At 75.4% G+C, this 17,100-nt stretch carries 12 protein-coding genes; 6 read left to right on the top strand and 6 right to left on the bottom strand.

The window, feature by feature from the left end; all coding sequences use genetic code 11:
• Positions 1-89 precede the first annotated feature (89 nt).
• On the top strand, positions 90-1,256 hold the full coding sequence (locus ACZ7JZ_RS12925) for an acyl-CoA dehydrogenase family protein (RefSeq protein WP_470937163.1): 1,167 nt from the start codon (positions 90-92) through the stop codon (positions 1,254-1,256).
• A gap of 677 nt (positions 1,257-1,933) precedes the next feature.
• Here ACZ7JZ_RS12925 and ACZ7JZ_RS12920 read toward each other — a convergent pair.
• Both ACZ7JZ_RS12920 and ACZ7JZ_RS12915 read right to left on the bottom strand, forming a co-directional pair.
• Positions 1,934-2,881, bottom strand: coding sequence for a sugar ABC transporter permease (locus ACZ7JZ_RS12920; RefSeq protein WP_470937160.1), 948 nt, complete (start codon positions 2,879-2,881; stop codon positions 1,934-1,936).
• A gap of 787 nt (positions 2,882-3,668) precedes the next feature.
• Positions 3,669-4,973 carry an MFS transporter gene (locus ACZ7JZ_RS12915; protein ID WP_470937157.1) on the bottom strand — a complete coding sequence of 435 codons (1,305 nt, stop codon included), beginning with the start codon at positions 4,971-4,973 and terminating at the stop codon, positions 3,669-3,671.
• Positions 4,974-5,189: 216 nt separating this feature from the next.
• On the opposite strand from ACZ7JZ_RS12915, the gene ACZ7JZ_RS12910 reads away from it, so the two are divergent.
• Positions 5,190-5,936 carry a hypothetical protein gene (locus ACZ7JZ_RS12910; protein WP_470937155.1) on the top strand — a complete coding sequence of 249 codons (747 nt, stop codon included), beginning with the start codon at positions 5,190-5,192 and terminating at the stop codon, positions 5,934-5,936.
• A 354-nt stretch (positions 5,937-6,290) separates the two neighbouring features.
• The gene (locus tag ACZ7JZ_RS12905) at positions 6,291-7,010 is read left to right on the top strand and encodes a sigma-70 family RNA polymerase sigma factor (protein WP_470937152.1); all 720 of its coding nucleotides are present in this window, start codon (positions 6,291-6,293) and stop codon (positions 7,008-7,010) included.
• A 78-nt stretch (positions 7,011-7,088) separates the two neighbouring features.
• Here the strand turns inward: ACZ7JZ_RS12905 and meaB are convergent, their stop codons facing one another.
• Genes meaB through ACZ7JZ_RS12885 form a run of 4 tightly spaced genes read right to left on the bottom strand, consistent with a single transcriptional unit; the run spans position 7,089 to position 13,457 of the window.
• Positions 7,089-8,129 carry a methylmalonyl Co-A mutase-associated GTPase MeaB gene (gene meaB / locus ACZ7JZ_RS12900; protein WP_470937149.1) on the bottom strand — a complete coding sequence of 347 codons (1,041 nt, stop codon included), beginning with the start codon at positions 8,127-8,129 and terminating at the stop codon, positions 7,089-7,091.
• A gap of 10 nt (positions 8,130-8,139) precedes the next feature.
• Positions 8,140-10,341, bottom strand: a complete 2,202-nt coding sequence (scpA, locus tag ACZ7JZ_RS12895) for a methylmalonyl-CoA mutase (protein ID WP_470937146.1) — start codon at positions 10,339-10,341, stop codon at positions 8,140-8,142.
• A complete protein-coding gene (locus ACZ7JZ_RS12890; protein WP_470937143.1) occupies positions 10,341-12,194 on the bottom strand; it encodes a methylmalonyl-CoA mutase family protein in 1,854 nt (617 codons plus the stop codon). The genes scpA and ACZ7JZ_RS12890 overlap by 1 nt, the downstream gene beginning before the upstream one ends.
• A gap of 3 nt (positions 12,195-12,197) precedes the next feature.
• Complete coding sequence (locus tag ACZ7JZ_RS12885) at positions 12,198-13,457, bottom strand: ROK family protein (protein ID WP_470937141.1); 1,260 nt, start codon at positions 13,455-13,457, stop codon at positions 12,198-12,200.
• An 817-nt stretch (positions 13,458-14,274) separates the two neighbouring features.
• Between ACZ7JZ_RS12885 and ACZ7JZ_RS12880 the strand changes: the two genes are divergently transcribed.
• The 3 genes from ACZ7JZ_RS12880 (at position 14,275) to ACZ7JZ_RS12870 (ending at position 17,096) form a co-directional block, all read left to right on the top strand.
• Positions 14,275-15,294: a TauD/TfdA dioxygenase family protein gene (locus tag ACZ7JZ_RS12880; RefSeq protein WP_470937138.1), complete on the top strand. Its 1,020-nt coding sequence runs from the start codon at positions 14,275-14,277 to the stop codon at positions 15,292-15,294.
• A 146-nt stretch (positions 15,295-15,440) separates the two neighbouring features.
• Positions 15,441-15,992: an NADPH-dependent FMN reductase gene (ssuE, locus tag ACZ7JZ_RS12875; protein ID WP_470937135.1), complete on the top strand. Its 552-nt coding sequence runs from the start codon at positions 15,441-15,443 to the stop codon at positions 15,990-15,992.
• 54 nt (positions 15,993-16,046) lie between these two features.
• A complete protein-coding gene (locus ACZ7JZ_RS12870) occupies positions 16,047-17,096 on the top strand; it encodes an ABC transporter substrate-binding protein (protein WP_470937132.1) in 1,050 nt (349 codons plus the stop codon).
• Positions 17,097-17,100 lie beyond the last annotated feature (4 nt).

Here is a 17,100-nt window from a genome sequence, read left to right as displayed (position 1 = left end):
GAACCGGGGAGGCGGTGGCCCCGACCAGTTCCACGGAACAAGCAGTCGGACAGGCGTTCCCGTGGGTTCCCGGGAGGCTGGAGGAATAGATGTCAGCGAACGCGGGCCACCCGCACTGCCCGCCGCAAGCAGAACAACTCCTGCACGAGGTAAGGCAGTTCATCCACACCCGCGTCATCCCCCAGGAACCCGTCCTGGACGCGGGCGGCCCGCCCGCCGCCACGGCCCTCACCACCCTCCAGTCCGAAGCCCGCGCGGCGGGCCTCTGGGCCCTCCCGCTCCCCGCCCACCTGGGCGGCCAGGGCCTCCCCCTCGGCGCGTACGCCCACATCGCGGAGGCCGAGGGGGCCAGCGACCACGGCCCCGCCGCCCTGGGCTCCGCCCCCCTCCTGGACGCCCTCATGCTCGACCGCCACGCCACCGCCCAGGCCCGCGACCGCTACGCCCGCCGGCTGGTCTCCGGGGACCTGCGCGCCTGCTACGCCATGACCGAACCGGACACCCCGGGCACGGACCCCTTCCTCACCGCCACCCGCGCCGAGCCGGTGGCGGACGGGTGGCGGATCACCGGCACCAAGTGGTTCACCAGCGGGGCCGCCGCGGCCGACCTGGTCACGGTCCTCGCCCGCACGGACGGCAGCCCGGCCGACCGCGAGGGCCTGTCCCTCCTCCTGGTCCCCACCACCACCCCCGGCTTCCGCATCGTCCGCGAACTCCCGTACCTGGGCACCACCGGCCAGTACGAGATCGCCCTCGACGGCGCCGAGGTCCCCGCCGACCACCTCGTCGGCACCCGCGGCAAGGCCCTGTCCGTAGCGGGGGAGCGCCTCCAACTCGGCCGCACCCTGAGGGCGCTGCGCTGGCTGGGCCAGGCCGGCCGGGCGTACGACCTGATGTGCGAGCGCGCGATGTCGCGCACTACCTCGCGCGGGCCGTTGGGCAGCCTCCAGCTCGTGCAGCAGCACGTGTTCGAGTCCCTCCTCGCCCTGCGCACGACCCGCCCCCTGGTCTTCGAGGCCGCCGCCCGCATCGAGGCGGGGCAGGACGCGCACGTGGAAGTGGGCCTGGCGAAGGTGGCGGCGGCGCGCACGCTCCAGCGGGTCGCCGACGCCGCGATCCAGGTCCACGGCGCGGCCGGCCTTGGCCCCGACACGGCCCTCCCGTCCCTCTTCCGCACGGGCCGCGCGGCGCGGATCCTGGACGGCCCGGACGAACTCCACATCACGTCGGTGGCGCGGAGGGTACTGCGGGGCTGAACGGGCCTTCCCGTACCGGGAGTTCCGGCCAGCGGTACGCAGAGCACGGGTAGCCGGGCGGCGACCGGTCCGGATGCACTGACCTCAGCCGGAGGCGGTCTGGCGGCCGCCGGCTGGCCGGAGCGCGTAGCGATCGGTGGCGGCCTATCCCCAGCCTGAGGCGGCCCGGAGGCCGCTGAGACGGCCGCGGCTGTGTAGCGTTCCGTCGCGGCTTGTGGTCTTTCCGCCCGGAGGGCGGGGGTCGGCCGGTGCTCTGGCTCGCCTGGCGATTCGGACCGGCTGGGGTCCTGGTCCCCCTGCTGCGTTTCTCCTGTGGCTGCTGGCAAGTCTGGGACTTGACGTCCCGTGGTGGCCTGTCAAGGGTGGCCCGCAGGGCCATCGCGCAGCGACGCGCAGCGCCCTTGACAGGGTGCCGCGGGACGGCCGCACCCTCAGACATGCGAGCAGGCACCGGAGAACCTTCCCGACCCGGGTAAGGGGTCAGAGAGGTGGGCCGGGGATAGCGGGGGCCGCTGCGCGGTGCTGATTCCCCTACCCGCCCCTTCCCGAAACTGGGGCTCCGCCCCAGACCCCGCGCCTCAAACGCCGGCGAGGCTGGATAGCCAGGGTCGGGTGGGACTCGGGGTGGCTCGGACCCTTCGCCTCAAACCGGCTCGGGGGTGTGCCGGGTGGGGTGGTCAGAGTTCCCCCGGCGCTGCCAGGCCCGTGAGTGAGGCGAGGGTGAAGGCGAGGAAGAAGGTTCCCCAGATCAGCTCGTGTCGGACGGCCACTGCGCCTGCGAGGTCGTAGCAGCCGTTCAGGAGGCGGCCGTCCGGGGTCAGGTGGTGGTCGACCAGGGTGGAGGCCAGGGAGGTGGCGCCGGGCCGGTCGCCGGATTTGAGCAGGGCCGCTGCGGTGATGGCAGCGGCTGAGGTGTCGACGGGGCCGTTCGGGTGGGCGGTGTCGGCGAGGGGGACTGCGAGGAGGGTGTCTCTGGCCGTACCGGCGGTGTGGGCCGGTAGCCCCCCGGGCCCTCCGCCTCCTGGCAGCCAGTCTGCGTCGGTGGCCGCCAGGTGGAGCCAGGCGCGGCCTCGGGACCAGCCGGGGGCGGGGTCGTTGAGGGGGGTCCAGCCCGTGTCCGGGGTGTGGGCCTGGGCCGCGTGGTCACGGCACAGGCGCAGGTGCGTCCGGAGGTGGTCGGCCGCGGCCTGCGGGGAGACGGTGGCGAGCAGGGGGACCATCCCCGGCGCCGCGTCGGCCCGGGCCACCAGCCGGGGCCCGCCGAAGGCGGCGCCCCACGGCACCAGCCCGAGGCGGGTGTCGAACGAGTCCAGGCAGGCCAGCGCGGCCCGGCGGCGCAGCCGCTGCGAGTCCTCGTCGTCGGCGAGCGCGCTGCCGTACCAGAGGATCAGCCCGCGGGTCGCCGTATCGGCCCCGCACCAGCGGGCCAGCGACGCGGTCACCCGCACCGCGGCCGCCCGGTCGGCCGGGCATCCGGTGTAGCGGGCCCGCAGCCACAGCAGCCCGGCCCAGAACCCGCCCGTCCACGAGCCGCGCGCGCTGGTGGTCCAGGCGCCGTCGGCGGGATCGGCGTACAGGGGGAAGCGGTCCCCGACGGCCTGGAGGGTGCGGCCCACCCGGCCCATGACGGCGTCGAGAGCCGGCCCGGCACCGGGCTCGGCGCGGGCCTCTGCCTTGGTACGTGCCTCTGCCCTTGCACCGGGGTCCGCCTTCGCCCCGGCACGGGCCTCCGCCCCGGCCCCGGAGTCCGCCCCGGTCTCTACTTCCGCCCCGCCAGGGGCCTCCGCCCCGGCCCCGGCCCCCGACCCGACTCCGGCCTCTGCCCTGGCATGGGCCTCCGCTCCGCCCTCCGTCCCAGCCCCGGCGGCAGGCACCGCCTCCGGCCGGAAGCGCCATCCACTGTCATCGGTCGTGGCCGACAGCAGGCGGCCCGAGTGGCCCACGCGGCGCGTACCCTGTTCGCTGCCGCAGGCCTGACGGCCGGTCTGGCTGTCGGCCGGACCGCCGGGCGTACTGCCAGCATTCCAATCGGCCGGACGGCCAGCCTGACCGCCGCACCAGCCGCTTGTCTGGCTGCTGCCCTGCCCCCCTGACTGTCCGCCCGCCTGCCCCCCGGATTGCCCGCCCGCCTGCCCGCCTGGCTGGCTGCTTGCCTGCCCACCTGACAGCCCACCCGCCTGACTACCAGCCCGTCCCTCGGACCGACTGGTAGCTGCCTGGCCCTCGGCCCGCCCCTCGCCCGGGCCGCCAGCCCGCCCCTGAGTCCGGCCTCCGGCCCGACCGCCCGCCTCGTGACCGGCCCGCCGGTCGTTCCCGCCGTCGTCCTGGTCGCCGGACCGAACGGTCCGCCAGTCGCCGATCGGATCCTGTGGAGCGGGCACGTGCAAGGCGTCGGCGGCCGGGGAGTGGGGCTCATGCTGTGCCATGGCCGGATGCCTTTGCTTCCGTCGTTTCCGTTGCTTCCGGGCGGTTGGACGGGCGGTGGTCGCGCCAGGCCCAGAGGAGGGCTACGGTGCCCGCCCCCGCGAACTCGGCCGCCACCAGCAGCCAGCCCGCCCCGTAGCGGTCCGCGTCCGCGAGGAGGCCGAACAGCGGGGGGCCCAGGGCGAATCCGGCGAAGAAACCGGCTGAGACCAGGGCCGAGTCCAGGCCCGCCCGGCCCGGGGCGGCGCGCTGCATGACCAGGACCATCGAGACCGCGTTGCCCGCCACCGCGAACACGCCCATGCCGACGGCCGCCGCCCAGGCCAGCCAGGGCTCGCGGGCCGCGGCTGCCAGCAGCAGGGCCGCGAGTACGGCTCCGTACGCCAGCCCGCCGGGCAGCCACACCGCCCGCTCGGGCCTTCCGGCCGCCCGCGACCAGCCGATCCGCCCCGCGATCCCGGCGAGGCCGAGGACCGCGACCAGGGCCGCCGCTGCCGTCGGCCCCCACCCGAGCCGCTGGGTGCCGTACAGCGCGACGTACGTGTTCACCGACGCGATCCCGCACCCCAGGAGGAGCGAGAAGCCGGCGAGCCAGGCGATGGCCCCGCGGGGGAGGAACCCACCCGCCGCCCTACCCACCCCACCTGCCCTACCCGCGCCACCCGCCCCAGCAGCGGCGTCCGCAGGCAGGACCCGGACCGTCCACACCGCGCAGGCCAGCGCTGCGCCGGCCGCCACCCAGACGGCGGTGCGCCAGCCCGCCGGGCCGGCGAGGGCGGCGAGGGGCAGGCCCGCGACGAAGGCGCCCAACTGCACGCCCGACTGCTTGAGTCCGGTCACCGCACCCCGCCGCGCAGGCGGTACGCAGGCCAGCACGGCACGGTTCGTGGCCGGGTTGGCCAGCGCCTGGGGGAGCCCTCCCAGGGCCACGGCCGCCAGCAGCACACCCGGGCCTGGCGCGGCCCCGATCAGCGCCAGGGCCACCGCGGACACGGCGAACAGTGCGATCAGGCAGCGGCGCGGCCCGACCCGGTCGACGACCCGGCCCCCGGCGGGGGAGAGGACGGCGGCGGCGCCGAAGCCCAGGGTGGTGGTGAGGCCCAACAGAGCTGTTCCGAGGCCTAGTTCGTCCACCAGTCGCGGTCCCAGCGCGCCGAGCAGGAACAGCTGCATCATGGAGCAGGCCATGGCGCAGGTGAGCAGCGCGGTCAGGGTGCTGGGGGTGGCGGAGCGGGCCGTGTCTGACGGCGGGGGCGGGGTGCCGGGGTGCTGCGGGCCGGGCTCGGCGGCCACGGGGCCCTTCCTCTCGGTCGGCGGGCGGGGCGGTCTGTGCGGGGGATGGGGCGGGGCCGGCAGGACTCCGGCCCGCACAGGAGTCGTACCGCGGGCGGGGTGAGTTCCGCGGGGCGGGTGTGGCACAGGACACAGGTGGCTAAGTAGCCCCGAACCACCGGACTTTCACCGTCGGCCTCTTCGAACAGGCCGCCGGGAGTGCGAGGATGGGCCGCCATGAGCGCAGGGTGGGGGATCCGCACGGTACGGGCAGCGGTGTTCGCCGCTGTCTGCGTGCTGCTCACCGGGCTCGGCCACGCCCGGATGGCGGACACCTCGGTGCCCGGCTGGGCCCTGGCCCTGGCCGTGGCGGCCGTGGGCCTCCCCTCCTGGTTCCTCGCCGGACGGGAACGGCGCCCGAGACACGTCCTGTTGACGGCCCTCGCGGCCCAGGCCGTCCTGCACACCTGCTTCACCCTCCTGCACCGCCCACCCGGGCCGTCCGCCACCACGGCGGGCACCCGTGCCGACTCCGCCGCCGACGCAGTCGCCGTCGCAGCCGCGGCCCACCACGGCCACGGGGATGCGTTATCCGCGACCGCCGTGAACTCCGTTGCCTCCGAGGCTGGTTCCGCGGGCCACTCCCTCGTCGACCACCTCATGTCCGCCCCCGCAGGCGCGGACGCCGCGCTCGGCGGGACGGGTGTCAGCGGCGCCGGAATGCTCGCCGTCCACCTGCTCGCCGCCCTCCTGTGCGGACTCTGGCTCGCCCACGGCGAAAGGGCCGCGTTCCGGATCCTGCGGGCCTTCGCGGCCCGGCTCGCGGCCCCCCTGAGGCCGCCGCTGCGCCCGGCCCCCGCGCTCACTCCGCACCGCCCGCGGGTCCACGGCCGCCGCGCCCGGCGTGCCCCGGCCCCGCGCCGCCTCCTCCTCACCAGCGCCCTCACCTTCCGGGGTCCGCCCGTGGAGCCCGCCGCCGGCTGAATCCGGCGGCAGGATCCCCGGCGCCGCCGCGCACGCGCACGCGCATCCGCGTACGCCCGCACCCGCGTACGCACCCGCGCACCCTCGTACGCACACCCGCGCCGGGTCCGCAGCCGGACACCCGTACCCCGCCCCGGCGGCCGGGTGCCCGTCCCGCGGACGAAGACACGACACCCCTCACCGGACCGACTGCGCAGCCGCTGCGGCAGCCGCCCGGCACCCCGTGCCGGCGGTCGCGCCCGCGCGCGCAGCACCGGTCCGGATCCGGAACTCCGTGAAGGACACCAGGCGATGACCCCTGCCCTGCTCTCCACCAGGCCGCACACCCGCTTAGCCCCCGCCGCCCCCGGACCGGTGACCACCCCCGACCCTGTCCCGGTCCCGGTACGCGCCCCCGCCGTACCCCCCAGCCCCACCGGCCGCGCACTCGCCCCGACGCTCACCGCCACGCGCACCCCCACCCCCGCCGGATTCCGGGAGCGCCCCGACGACGAGACCGTCACCCGGTGGGCGCTGGAGGCCCGCAGCGGGGACCCCGTGGCGGTGGACCGGTTCGTACGGGCGCTCCAGCGCGACGTGCGCCGGTACGTCACCTACCTCAGCTCGGACCACCAGGCCGCCGAGGACCTCACCCAGGAGACCTTCCTGCGGGCCCTCGGCAGCCTCCACCGCTTCGAGGGGCGCTCCTCCGCCCGCACCTGGCTGCTGACGATCGCCCGCCGCACGGTCATCGACAGCATCCGGCACGTCGCGGCCCGCCCCCGGCTCTCCGACACCGACGACTGGCAGTCGGCGGCCGAGCGGGCGCAGGCCCGCGGCCTGCCGGGGTTCGACGACGGGGTGGCCCTGGCCGAACTGCTCGCGCTGCTCCCCGACGAGCGCCGGGAGGCGTTCGTCCTGACCCAGGTGCTGGGGCTGCCGTACGCGGAGGCGGCGGAGATCGGCGGCTGCCCCGTCGGCACCGTCAGATCCCGCGTGGCCCGGGCCCGGACGGCCCTGGTCGCACTGCTCCGGGACGCGGAGGCGGGCGCGAGCCCGCCGGGCGGCGCCGCCGGGGCAGACACCAGGCCCTGAGGCAGGGGCGGCGGCGGTCGGACAGCAGGAAACGGGGGGCCGGGGTGCACGCACCCCGGCCCCCCGCCTGCGGACGAACTACTCGGCCTCTGCTCTTGCCTCTGCCCCCGACGCAGTCCCCGCAACCGCCCCCAGCCCCTCCCGGAACGCCGCGAGGATCCCCTCCGCCGCCGAAGTGGCCGTCAGGGCGCCCTCCCTGACGCGCTGTTCGAGCCCGGGGGCGACCGCCCGTACGGCGGGGTCGTTGCGCAGCCGGTCCAGGAGTTCGTCGCGGACCATGGCCCAGGTCCACTCGATCTGCTGATCGCGGCGCTTGCCGTCGAGCCGGCCGGTGGAGTCGAGCACGGCCCGGTGCTGCTCCAGCCGCTCCCACACCCCTTCGAGCCCCGTGGACTCCCGCGCGCTGCACGTCAGCACCGGCGGGGTCCAGGAGGCGTCCGCCGGGTGCATCAGCCGCAGGGCGCCGGACAGTTCGCGGGCCGCGGACTTCGCGTCCCGCTCGTGCGGGCCGTCGGCCTTGTTCACGGCGAGGACGTCGGCGAGCTCCAGCACGCCCTTCTTGATGCCCTGGAGCTGGTCCCCGGTCCGGGCCAGCGTGAGCAGCAGGAAGGAGTCGACCATGCCCGCGACCGCGGTCTCGGACTGGCCGACGCCGACCGTCTCCACGAGCACCACGTCGTACCCGGCCGCCTCCATGACGACCATCGACTCGCGGGTGGCCTTGGCGACCCCGCCCAGGGTCCCCGCCGAGGGCGAGGGCCGCACGAACGCCGACGGGTCCACCGCCAGGCGCTCCATCCGGGTCTTGTCGCCCAGGATGGAGCCGCCCGTGCGGGTGGAGGACGGGTCGACGGCCAGGACCGCGACCCGGTGCCCGCGCCCGGTCAGCAGGGTGCCGAACGCGTCGATGAACGTGGACTTGCCCACGCCCGGCACCCCGCTGATGCCGATCCGCCGGGCGCTGCCCGCGTGCGGCAGCAGCTGCGTCAGCAACTGCTGCGCCAGCACGCGGTGGTCGGGGCGGGTGGACTCGACGAGGGTGACCGCGCGGGCGATGAACGCGCGCTTCCCGTCGAGCACACCCTTCACGTACGCATCGAGATCGATCCTCGGTGGCATCCGCAGCCTCTTACAGCTCGTGGCCCAGGTCCGCGGCCAGCCGCGTCACCAGGTCGTAGGCGGCGTCCGGGATCACCGTACCGGGCGGGAACACCGCCGCCGCGCCCATCTCCAGCAGCGTGGGCACGTCCTGAGGGGGGATCACCCCGCCCACGACGATCATGATGTCCTCGCGGCCCTCCTCCGCCAGCTGCTCGCGCAGCGCCGGTACGAGGGTCAGGTGGCCGGCCGCCAGCGACGAGACGCCCACCACGTGGACGTCCGCCTCGACGGCCTGGCGGGCCACCTCCGCCGGGGTCTGGAACAGCGGGCCGACGTCCACGTCGAAGCCCAGGTCGGCGAAGGCCGTGGCGATCACCTTCTGGCCGCGGTCGTGGCCGTCCTGGCCCATCTTCGCGACGAGGATGCGCGGGCGGCGGCCCTCCGCCTCCTCGAAGCGGGAGACCAGGCCCCGGGTGCGCTCCACGGACGGCGACTCCCCTGCCTCGGTGCGGTACACACCGGAAATGGTACGGATCTGGCTCGCGTGCCGCCCGTACACCTTCTCCAGGGCGTCCGAGATCTCGCCCACGGTGGCCTTGGCGCGGGCCGCGTCCACCGCCAGCGCGAGCAGGTTGCCGTCCAGGCCGGGGCCGGAGCCCCGCTCGGCGGCGCTGGTCAGCCGGCGCAGCGAGTCCTGGCAGAGGTCCTCGTCGCGCTCCTCGCGCAGCCGCCGCAGCTTGGCGATCTGCTGGGCCCGCACGGAGGAGTTGTCGACCTTGAGGACCTCGATCTGCTCGTCGCTGTCCACGCGGTACTTGTTCACGCCGATCACCGGCTGGCGCCCGGAGTCGATGCGCGCCTGGGTGCGGGCGGCGGCCTCCTCCACGCGCAGCTTCGGGATGCCCGCGTCGATGGCCTGCGCCATGCCGCCGGCCGCCTCGACCTCCTGGATGTGCTGCCAGGCCCGGCGCGCCAGGTCGTACGTGAGCCTCTCGACGTACGCGCTGCCGCCCCACGGGTCGATGACCCGGGTGGTGCCCGACTCCTGCTGGATGAGCAGCTGGGTGTTGCGGGCGATGCGCGCGGAGAAGTCCGTCGGCAGGGCCAGGGCCTCGTCCAGGGCGTTCGTGTGCAGGGACTGGGTGTGGCCCTGGGTGGCGGCCATGGCCTCCACGCAGGTGCGCGTCACGTTGTTGAACACGTCCTGCGCGGTCAGGGACCAGCCCGATGTCTGCGAATGGGTGCGCAGGGACAGCGACTTGGGGTTCTGCGGGTCGAACTGCCGGACCAGCTTGGCCCACAGGAGCCGCGCCGCGCGCAGCTTCGCGACCTCCATGAAGAAGTTCATGCCGATGGCCCAGAAGAAGGACAGCCGCGGCGCGAACGCGTCCACGTCCAGCCCCGCCCCCCGGCCCGCCCGCAGGTACTCCACGCCGTCGGCGAGGGTGTACGCGAGCTCCAGGTCGGCCGTGGCCCCGGCCTCCTGGATGTGGTAGCCGGAGATGGAGATCGAGTTGTACCGCGGCATCTTCTGCGAGGTGAACGAGAAGATGTCGGAGATGATCCGCATCGACGGCCGCGGCGGGTAGATGTAGGTGTTGCGGACCATGAACTCCTTGAGGATGTCGTTCTGGATGGTCCCCGCGAGCTTGTCGGGGGAGACACCCTGCTCCTCGGCCGCCACGATGTAGAGGGCCAGCACGGGCAGGACCGCGCCGTTCATCGTCATCGACACCGACATCTTGTCCAGCGGGATGCCGTCGAACAGCTGGCGCATGTCGTAGATCGAGTCGATGGCCACGCCCGCCATGCCGACGTCACCGGTCACCCGCGGGTGGTCGCTGTCGTAGCCGCGGTGCGTGGGCAGGTCGAAGGCGACCGACAGGCCCTTCTGGCCGGCGGCCAGGTTGCGCCGGTAGAAGGCGTTCGACTCCTCGGCCGTGGAGAAGCCGGCGTACTGCCGGATCGTCCAGGGCTGGTTCACGTACATCGTCGGGTACGGGCCCCGCAGGAAGGGGGCCGCGCCCGGGTACGTGTCCAGGAAGTCGAGGCCCTCCAGGTCGCGCCCGGTGTACAGCGGCTTGACGCCGATGCCCTCCGGGGTCTCCCAGAGCAGGTCCTCGGCGGCCGTGCCGGTGGCCTCCTTGACCGCGGCCCGCCACAGGTCCTCGGAACCGGACGCGCCCGCGCCCGAGTTCAGGTCGATGCCGGAGAAATCGGGGATCCGCATCACGCCACTCCCATGCGGTCGAGGACGGAGGACAGCACGGCGACGGCGTCGCAGCCCGCGAACACGTAGGCGTCCACGGCCCCTTCGCCGGTGCCGGGCCTGCCCGCGAGGTACACGGCAGGGGCGCCGCCGGCCCGCAGGGCCTCGGCGACCCCGGCGGCCTGCTCCTCGTACAGGGCGTCGCTGGACACCAGGCAGGCCAGGCCCGCCCCGCTCGCCGCGAAGGCCGCGGCGGCGGTGGTGGCGTCCACGGACACCGGGTCGTGCACGGGCTCGATGCCGCCCGCCTGGAAGAGGTTGGAGGCGAAGGTGGCGCGCGCCGTGTGCGCGGCCGCCGGGCCCAGGGCGGCCAGGAAGACCCGCGGCCGGGCCCCGGTCAGTGCCAGGTGCGCGTCCGAGCGGGCCCGCAGGGCCTCGTACGCCTCGTCGCGGCGTACCCGCGGCAGCCCGCCCGAGGGGGCGGCCGGGGCGGGCTCGCGCTCCACCGGCTTCTCGCCGAGGTGCGGGAACTCGCTGACGCCGGTGACCGGTTCGCGGCGCTTCGCCAGCTTCTTGGAGCGCTCGGCCCAGGTGGCCGCGAGCCGCTCGCCGACCAGGCCCGAGCGCAGGGCCGCGGCGATCCCGCCCGCCTGCTCGACCTCCTGGAAGAACGCCCAGGAGGCCGCGGCCAGTTCGTCGGTGAGCCGCTCCACGTACCAGGAGCCGCCCGCCGGGTCCACGACCCGGGCGAGGTGGGACTCCTCCAGCAGGATCGTGGAGGTGTTGCGGGCGATGCGCCGCGAGAAGGCGTCGGCCAGGCCCAGTTCGGAGTCGAAGGGCAGGACGGTGACGGAGTCGGCGCCGCCGACGCCCGCCGCCAGGGTGGCCACGGTGGTCCGCAGCATGTTCACCCAGGGGTCGCGGCGGGTCATCATCACCGGCGAGGTCACGGCGTGCTGCCGCTGGGCGCCCGCGGCGGGGGCGCCGCAGGCCTCCGCGACCCGGGCCCACAGCCGGCGCGCGGCCCGCAGCTTCGCGATGGTCAGGAACTGGTCGGCGCCGGCGGCGTAGCGGAACTCCAGCTGTCCGAAGGCCTCTTCGAGGCCGATCCCGGCCTCCGTGAGCGCCCGCAGGTAGGCCGTGCCCGTGGCCAGGGACAGCCCGAGCTCCTGGGCGGCCGAGCCGCCCGCCTCGTGGTACGGCAGGGCGTCCACGGCCAGGGCGCGCACGCCCGGCCAGTCGCGTACGCACTCCGCGGCCAGGGCGGCCGCGTCGTCGAGGGGCAGGGCCTCGCCGGTACGGGCCTCGTGGCCCAGCGGGTCGGCGCCGAGCACGGCGCGCGCCGCCTCCGGCGCCACCCCCCGCTCCTGGTAGAGGCGCAGCAGCTCGCGGGCCGCGGCCGCCGTGTCGGCGCCCGCGTCGAGCACCACCGGGGCGAGGTCGAGGTACACGCCCTCCAGGGCGCGGGAGATCCCGGAGACCGGGAGGCCGGCGGGGCCGACGGGGAGCCACAGCGAGGTGGTCCCGTTCTCCAGGTCCGCGAGTGCGGCTTCGTTGACCAGGGCGGGGTCGGAGCCGGCGATGCGCTGGCGCACGTCCCAGCCGACCGCAGCACCGCCCTCCGCCCGACCGCCCCGTACGAAGGGGGCGAATCCGGGGAAACCGGCATCGGGCGCGGAGTTCCGCGCGGTGTACAGGGGCCGGGTGCTGAGCCCGTCCTCGAGCGTCGTGGACAGAGCCTCCTCGGCAGCCTCGCCGGAAGCTTCCTTGCCCGACTTTCGCAGGACGCCTTCAACAAGGCGCTGCCACTGCTCATGCGTCGCTTCAGGGAACTCGGCGGCCAGCGAAAGCCCGTCGTCAGGCAGGACCGTCATGGCTCAGACTGTAGGGCAGCGCACTAAAGCCGCAGCAGAGCGCACTGGTGTGACCTTGACCTCTCTGGAAATCCGCACCGGATCGCGGAAGAGCGGCGCGAGCAGCACGGTGGTCGCGGCGACGGGCAGGACGGCCGGTCCCGCGTGGGGCGCCGCGATGCGCCCGGGGTCGGTGCAGACGTGGGACAGGCCCGTCGCCGCCGCCCGGATCTCGTCCAGGTAGCCGGCGTCGGCCAGGCTGGCGCGCTCGGTGACCAGCAGCAGCCCCGGGTTGAACACGTCGAGCAGCAGCGCGGCCGCCCGGCCCACCGCCCGAGCCCGCTCGCGCAGCAGCCGGTCGGCGCGCGGATCCCCGGCCGCCGCCGCGTCCACCACCAGGGCCGGGTCCGCCACGGGCACGATGCCCCGGCGCACCGCCGCGGAGGCCAGCGCCGCGTCGGACGCGGTCACCTCCAGGCAGCCCGTACGGCCGCACGGGCAGGCTGCCGGGGAGCCGGGCACCGGCAGGTGCGCCACCTCGCCCGCCCCGGATCCGGGCCCCTCGTGGATCACCCCGGACATGCCGAACGCGGCGTCGACGACCGTGCCCACGAAGAGGTGCACCAGGCTGTGCCGGGCCTCCGGCCGCCCGAACAGGATCTCGGACTCGGCGACCGCGCGGGCGTGGTTGTCCAGCCGTACGGGCAGCCCGCCCAGCCCCCGCGAGAGCTCGGCGGCCAGGGGCCGGTCCCGCCACCCCAGCGACTCGTGCCGCACGACCGTCCCCTCGGCGGGCCGCACCCAGCCGCCGAGCGCCGCGCCCGCCCCCAGCACCGGCCGGTCGCCCCCGAACTCCCGCAGGAAGCCCGCCAGCGCGCCCGACACCCGCTCCGGCAGGTCCCGCGGCCCGTACCCCGCGTGCGGGAAGGTCCGCTGGGCCAGCACCCGGCCGCGCAGGTCCACCAGCCCGAACGTGGACGCGGGCACGCCGATGTGGACCCCGGCGGCGACCGCGCCGCCGAGCGCCCCCGTGTGCAGGTCCAGCGGGGTCTGCGGGCGGCCCACCCCGCCCGCGGGCGCCTGCTCGGGCAGCTCGCGGACCAGCCCCAGCCGCAGCAGCTCCGCGGTCTGGCGGGACACGGCCGCCGGGCTGAGCCCGCACAGGCGCGCGACGGCGCTGCGGGCCACCGGGCCGTGGTCCAGGACGGTCCGCAGGACGGTGGCGGCATTGGTCTCGCGCCGGCGGTCCCCGGCGGTTCCGGGGCCGGGCGGGGCAAGCGTCACGGTGTTCCTTCCGGTCGGGGCGATGGCCTGTGTGTTGCGCGATGGCGGCGGTGTTGCGGCGCCGTGAAATCGGCGGCGGGGGTGGGGGCCGGGCGCGGGGCCGCCCGGAACCGGCCGACAGGAGCCGGCGGACCGGGCGGAACGCGCAGGTCAACCCGGGTGCGGAACGGTCCGCCCGGGGGCTCGCGGCCCGGTGGTGCGCGAGTCGATTGAACCACCGCGGGACGCCTTCCGGGGCCCCGGAACGGCCTTGACCGGAAACCGCCCCGCTGACACGCTCCGAGCCATGTCCGCGACGTTCTCCTCCCTTCCGCGGCTCCACACACAGCGCCGGTGCGCCGAGTTCCGCCCGCCGGCCGCGTGTCCGGGCCGTCGCTGTCCGGCCCCGCGCTGTAGCTGAGCGCACCGGGGCTCCGCCCCTTACCTGCGCCGCCGCCCCACCGGGGTGACCTCCGGTACGGGACGCCGCACGGCAGCCCCTGCGGGCGTCCGTACGGTCGTCCGCCCCAGCCGGAAATGTCCGAGAACAGCCGTAGGCCGCCCTTCCGCGGCACGCGGCGCACCCCGGGCTCGGCGACCAGCCCGTACGAAGTCCTGACCCGTACGAAGACTCGCCCCGTACGAAGACCCGCCCCGTACGACCGCACTCCAGCAGCCCCGTACCCGGCCCACCGGCTTCCCCGTACCCGTACCCGCACCCCCGGCGAGATCCGCCGGGCCGCGGCCCGGGTCCCGCGGCACCCGATTACTTCCGCAGCGAAACGAACCCCGGCGGTGCACGCCCACCGCCCGGCGATACCTCCTGAAAGGAACGGAAATGACCACCACCGCACCCGCCCCCGCCCCCACGGCACCCGCCTCCCCCGAGCCCGGGGCCCCCGCACCGACCGCGACCAAGGTCGGCGGCCGCATCGGCGCCGTCATCGAGGGCATCGTCCTCGGCCCGGACCTCTCCCCCGAGGAGGTGGCCTTCGTCCGCGGGGCCCTCCTGCGCCACAAGGTCGTCTTCTTCCGCGGCCAGCACCACCTCGACGAGGACTCCCACGAGGGCTTCGCCCGCCTCCTCGGCACCCCCGTCGCCCACCCCACCGTCCCCTCCGCGGACGGCCGCTACGCCCTGGCCATCGACTCCCACCACGGCGGCCGCGCCAACCAGTGGCACACCGACGTCACCTTCGTGCCCGCCTACCCCGCCTTCTCCATCCTGCGGGCCGTGACCATCCCGCCGTACGGCGGCGACACCCTCTGGGCCAACACCGCCACCGCCTACGACCACCTCCCCGAGCCGCTGCGCGCCTTCTCCGACGGGCTGCGCGCCGTCCACTCCAACGAGTACGACTACGCGGCCCTGCGCCCCGACGCCCTCCCCGAGGCGCTCGCGCAGTACCGCGAGGTCTTCACCTCCACCGCCTTTCTCACCGAGCACCCCGTGGTCCGGGTCCACCCCGAGACCGGCGAACGCACCCTGCTGCTCGGCAACTTCGTCCAGCGGATCGCCGGGTTCACGGGATCCGACTCGCGCGCCCTCCTCGGCCTCTTCCAGTCCCACATCGAGCGCCCGGAGAACACGGTGCGCTGGCAGTGGCAGGAGGGCGACGTGGCGATCTGGGACAACCGCGCCACCCAGCACTACGGCGTGGACGACTCCGACGACCACGAGCGCATCCTGCGCCGGGTGACCGTCGACGGCGAGACCGCGGTGGGCCCCGACGGCCGCCCGTCCGTGCTCCTCAAGCCGGAGACCGTCCCCGAGCCGTCCTTCGGGATCCCGTCCGGCGCCTCCACGGCGGGGGAGCCGGAGCCGGTCGGCGCGGGCGCCGGGGCGGCGCAGGCCTGACGGCCCCCGGCGGGGGCGGCCGTCCCGCCCCCGTCGGCCCCGCCCGTCTGCCCTGCCCCTCCCGTTCTCCCGCCCCTCCCCGCTTCCTCCCCGTGCCCGCAGCCGGCCCGCCAGCCGTGCGCCCTCCGAACCAGGAGCCCGTCCCCGTGCCCAGACTCCTCGCCCTCACCGGCAGCCCCTCGCAGACCTCCCGCACCGCCCTCGTGGCCGAACACGTCCTCGGCCTGCCGCCGCTGGCCGGCTTCGACTCCCGCCACCTCGCCGTCCGCGAGCTCCCGGCCGCCGACCTCCTCGCCGCCCGCACCGGGCAGCCCGAGCTGCGCAGCGCCCTGGCGGCGGTGGCCGAGGCGGACGGGATCGTCATCGCCACCCCCGTCTACAAGGCCTCGTACACGGGTCTGCTCAAGGCCTTCCTCGACGTGCTCCCGCAGCACGGGCTGGCCGGCAAGACCGTCCTGCCGCTGGCCACCGGGGGCAGCCTCGCCCACGTCCTGACCATCGACTACGCGCTGCGGCCGGTCCTCAGCGCGCTCGGCGCCCGCCACGTGGTCTCGGGGCGGTTCGTCCTCGACACCGCGGTGGCCCACGGCCCGGACGGAGCCGTGCTGGCTCCCGAGGCCGAACTCCAGCTGTACCAGGCCGTGGACGAGTTCGCGGACGCCCTCCACGCGGGCTCCGGCCTGATCGCCACCGCCTGACCGCCACCGCCCGACCTCCCCTGTACGCCCCGCCCAGCCCCGACAAGGAACGCCATGCCCTCGCCCCTGTTGACCCCGTCCTCCCGACGCCAGTTCCTCACCCTCCTCGGCCTCTCGGCGGCCGCCGTGAGCTGCGGCCAGGCCACCGCCACCGGGGGCTCCGGCGGCAAGGGGCAGACGAAGAAGCTCCGCTACCAGGGCGCCGTCGGATCGGTCACCCTGCCCGAACTGGCCCAGGACCTCGGATACTTCGGAGACGTCACCCTCGAATGGGTCGGCAACACCATCAGCGGCCCCCAGGACATCCAGTCCGCCGCCACCGGCCAGACCGACTTCGGCGGGGCCTTCAACGGCGCCGTGGTGAAGCTGGCCGCCAGCGGCGCCCCGGTCAAGGCCGTCATCAGCTACTACGGCTCCGACAAGGACGCGTACAACGGCTTCTTCGTCCGCGAGGACAGCCCGCTGCGCACCGCCGCCGACCTGGCCTCCGCACGGGCCAAGGTCGGCATGAACACCCTCGGCGCGCACGCCGAGGCCATGCTGGAGATCTGGCTCACCCGGGGCGGCCTCTCGCGCTCCGACGTGGACCGGGTCGAACCGCTCGTCGTTCCGCCCGTCAACACCGAGCAGTCCCTGCGCCAGCGCCAGATCCAGGTCGGCTCCCTCGGCGGCATCCTCCGCGACAAGGCCCTCGCCTCCGGCGGACTGCGCCCGCTGTTCAACGACTTCGAGCTGCTGGGCGCGTTCAGCGCCGGTACGTACGTCATGACGGACCGCTTCATCAAGGCCAACCCCGACACCGTGCGCACCTTCGTCACCGGCGTCGGCAAGGCCATCGAGTGGTCCCGCAGCACCCCGCGCGAGCAGGTGGTCGCCCGGATGACCCAGATCGTCGAGAAGCGCGGCCGCAGCGAGGACGCCTCGGCGCTCAAGTACTGGCGCTCCTACGGGGTCGCGGGCCGCGGCGGGCGCATCGCCGACAAGGAGTTCCAGCTGTGGATCGACTGGCTGGTCGAGCGCGGCGACGTGAAGAAGGGCCGCCTGAAGCCCGCCGACCTGTACACCAACGAGTTCAACGGCGCCGCGGGCGCGGGCGGGAGCTGACCGG

The organism is Streptomyces sp. NPDC038213, from assembly GCF_055600495.1.
This window is presented reverse-complemented; position numbering and strand designations above follow the sequence as displayed.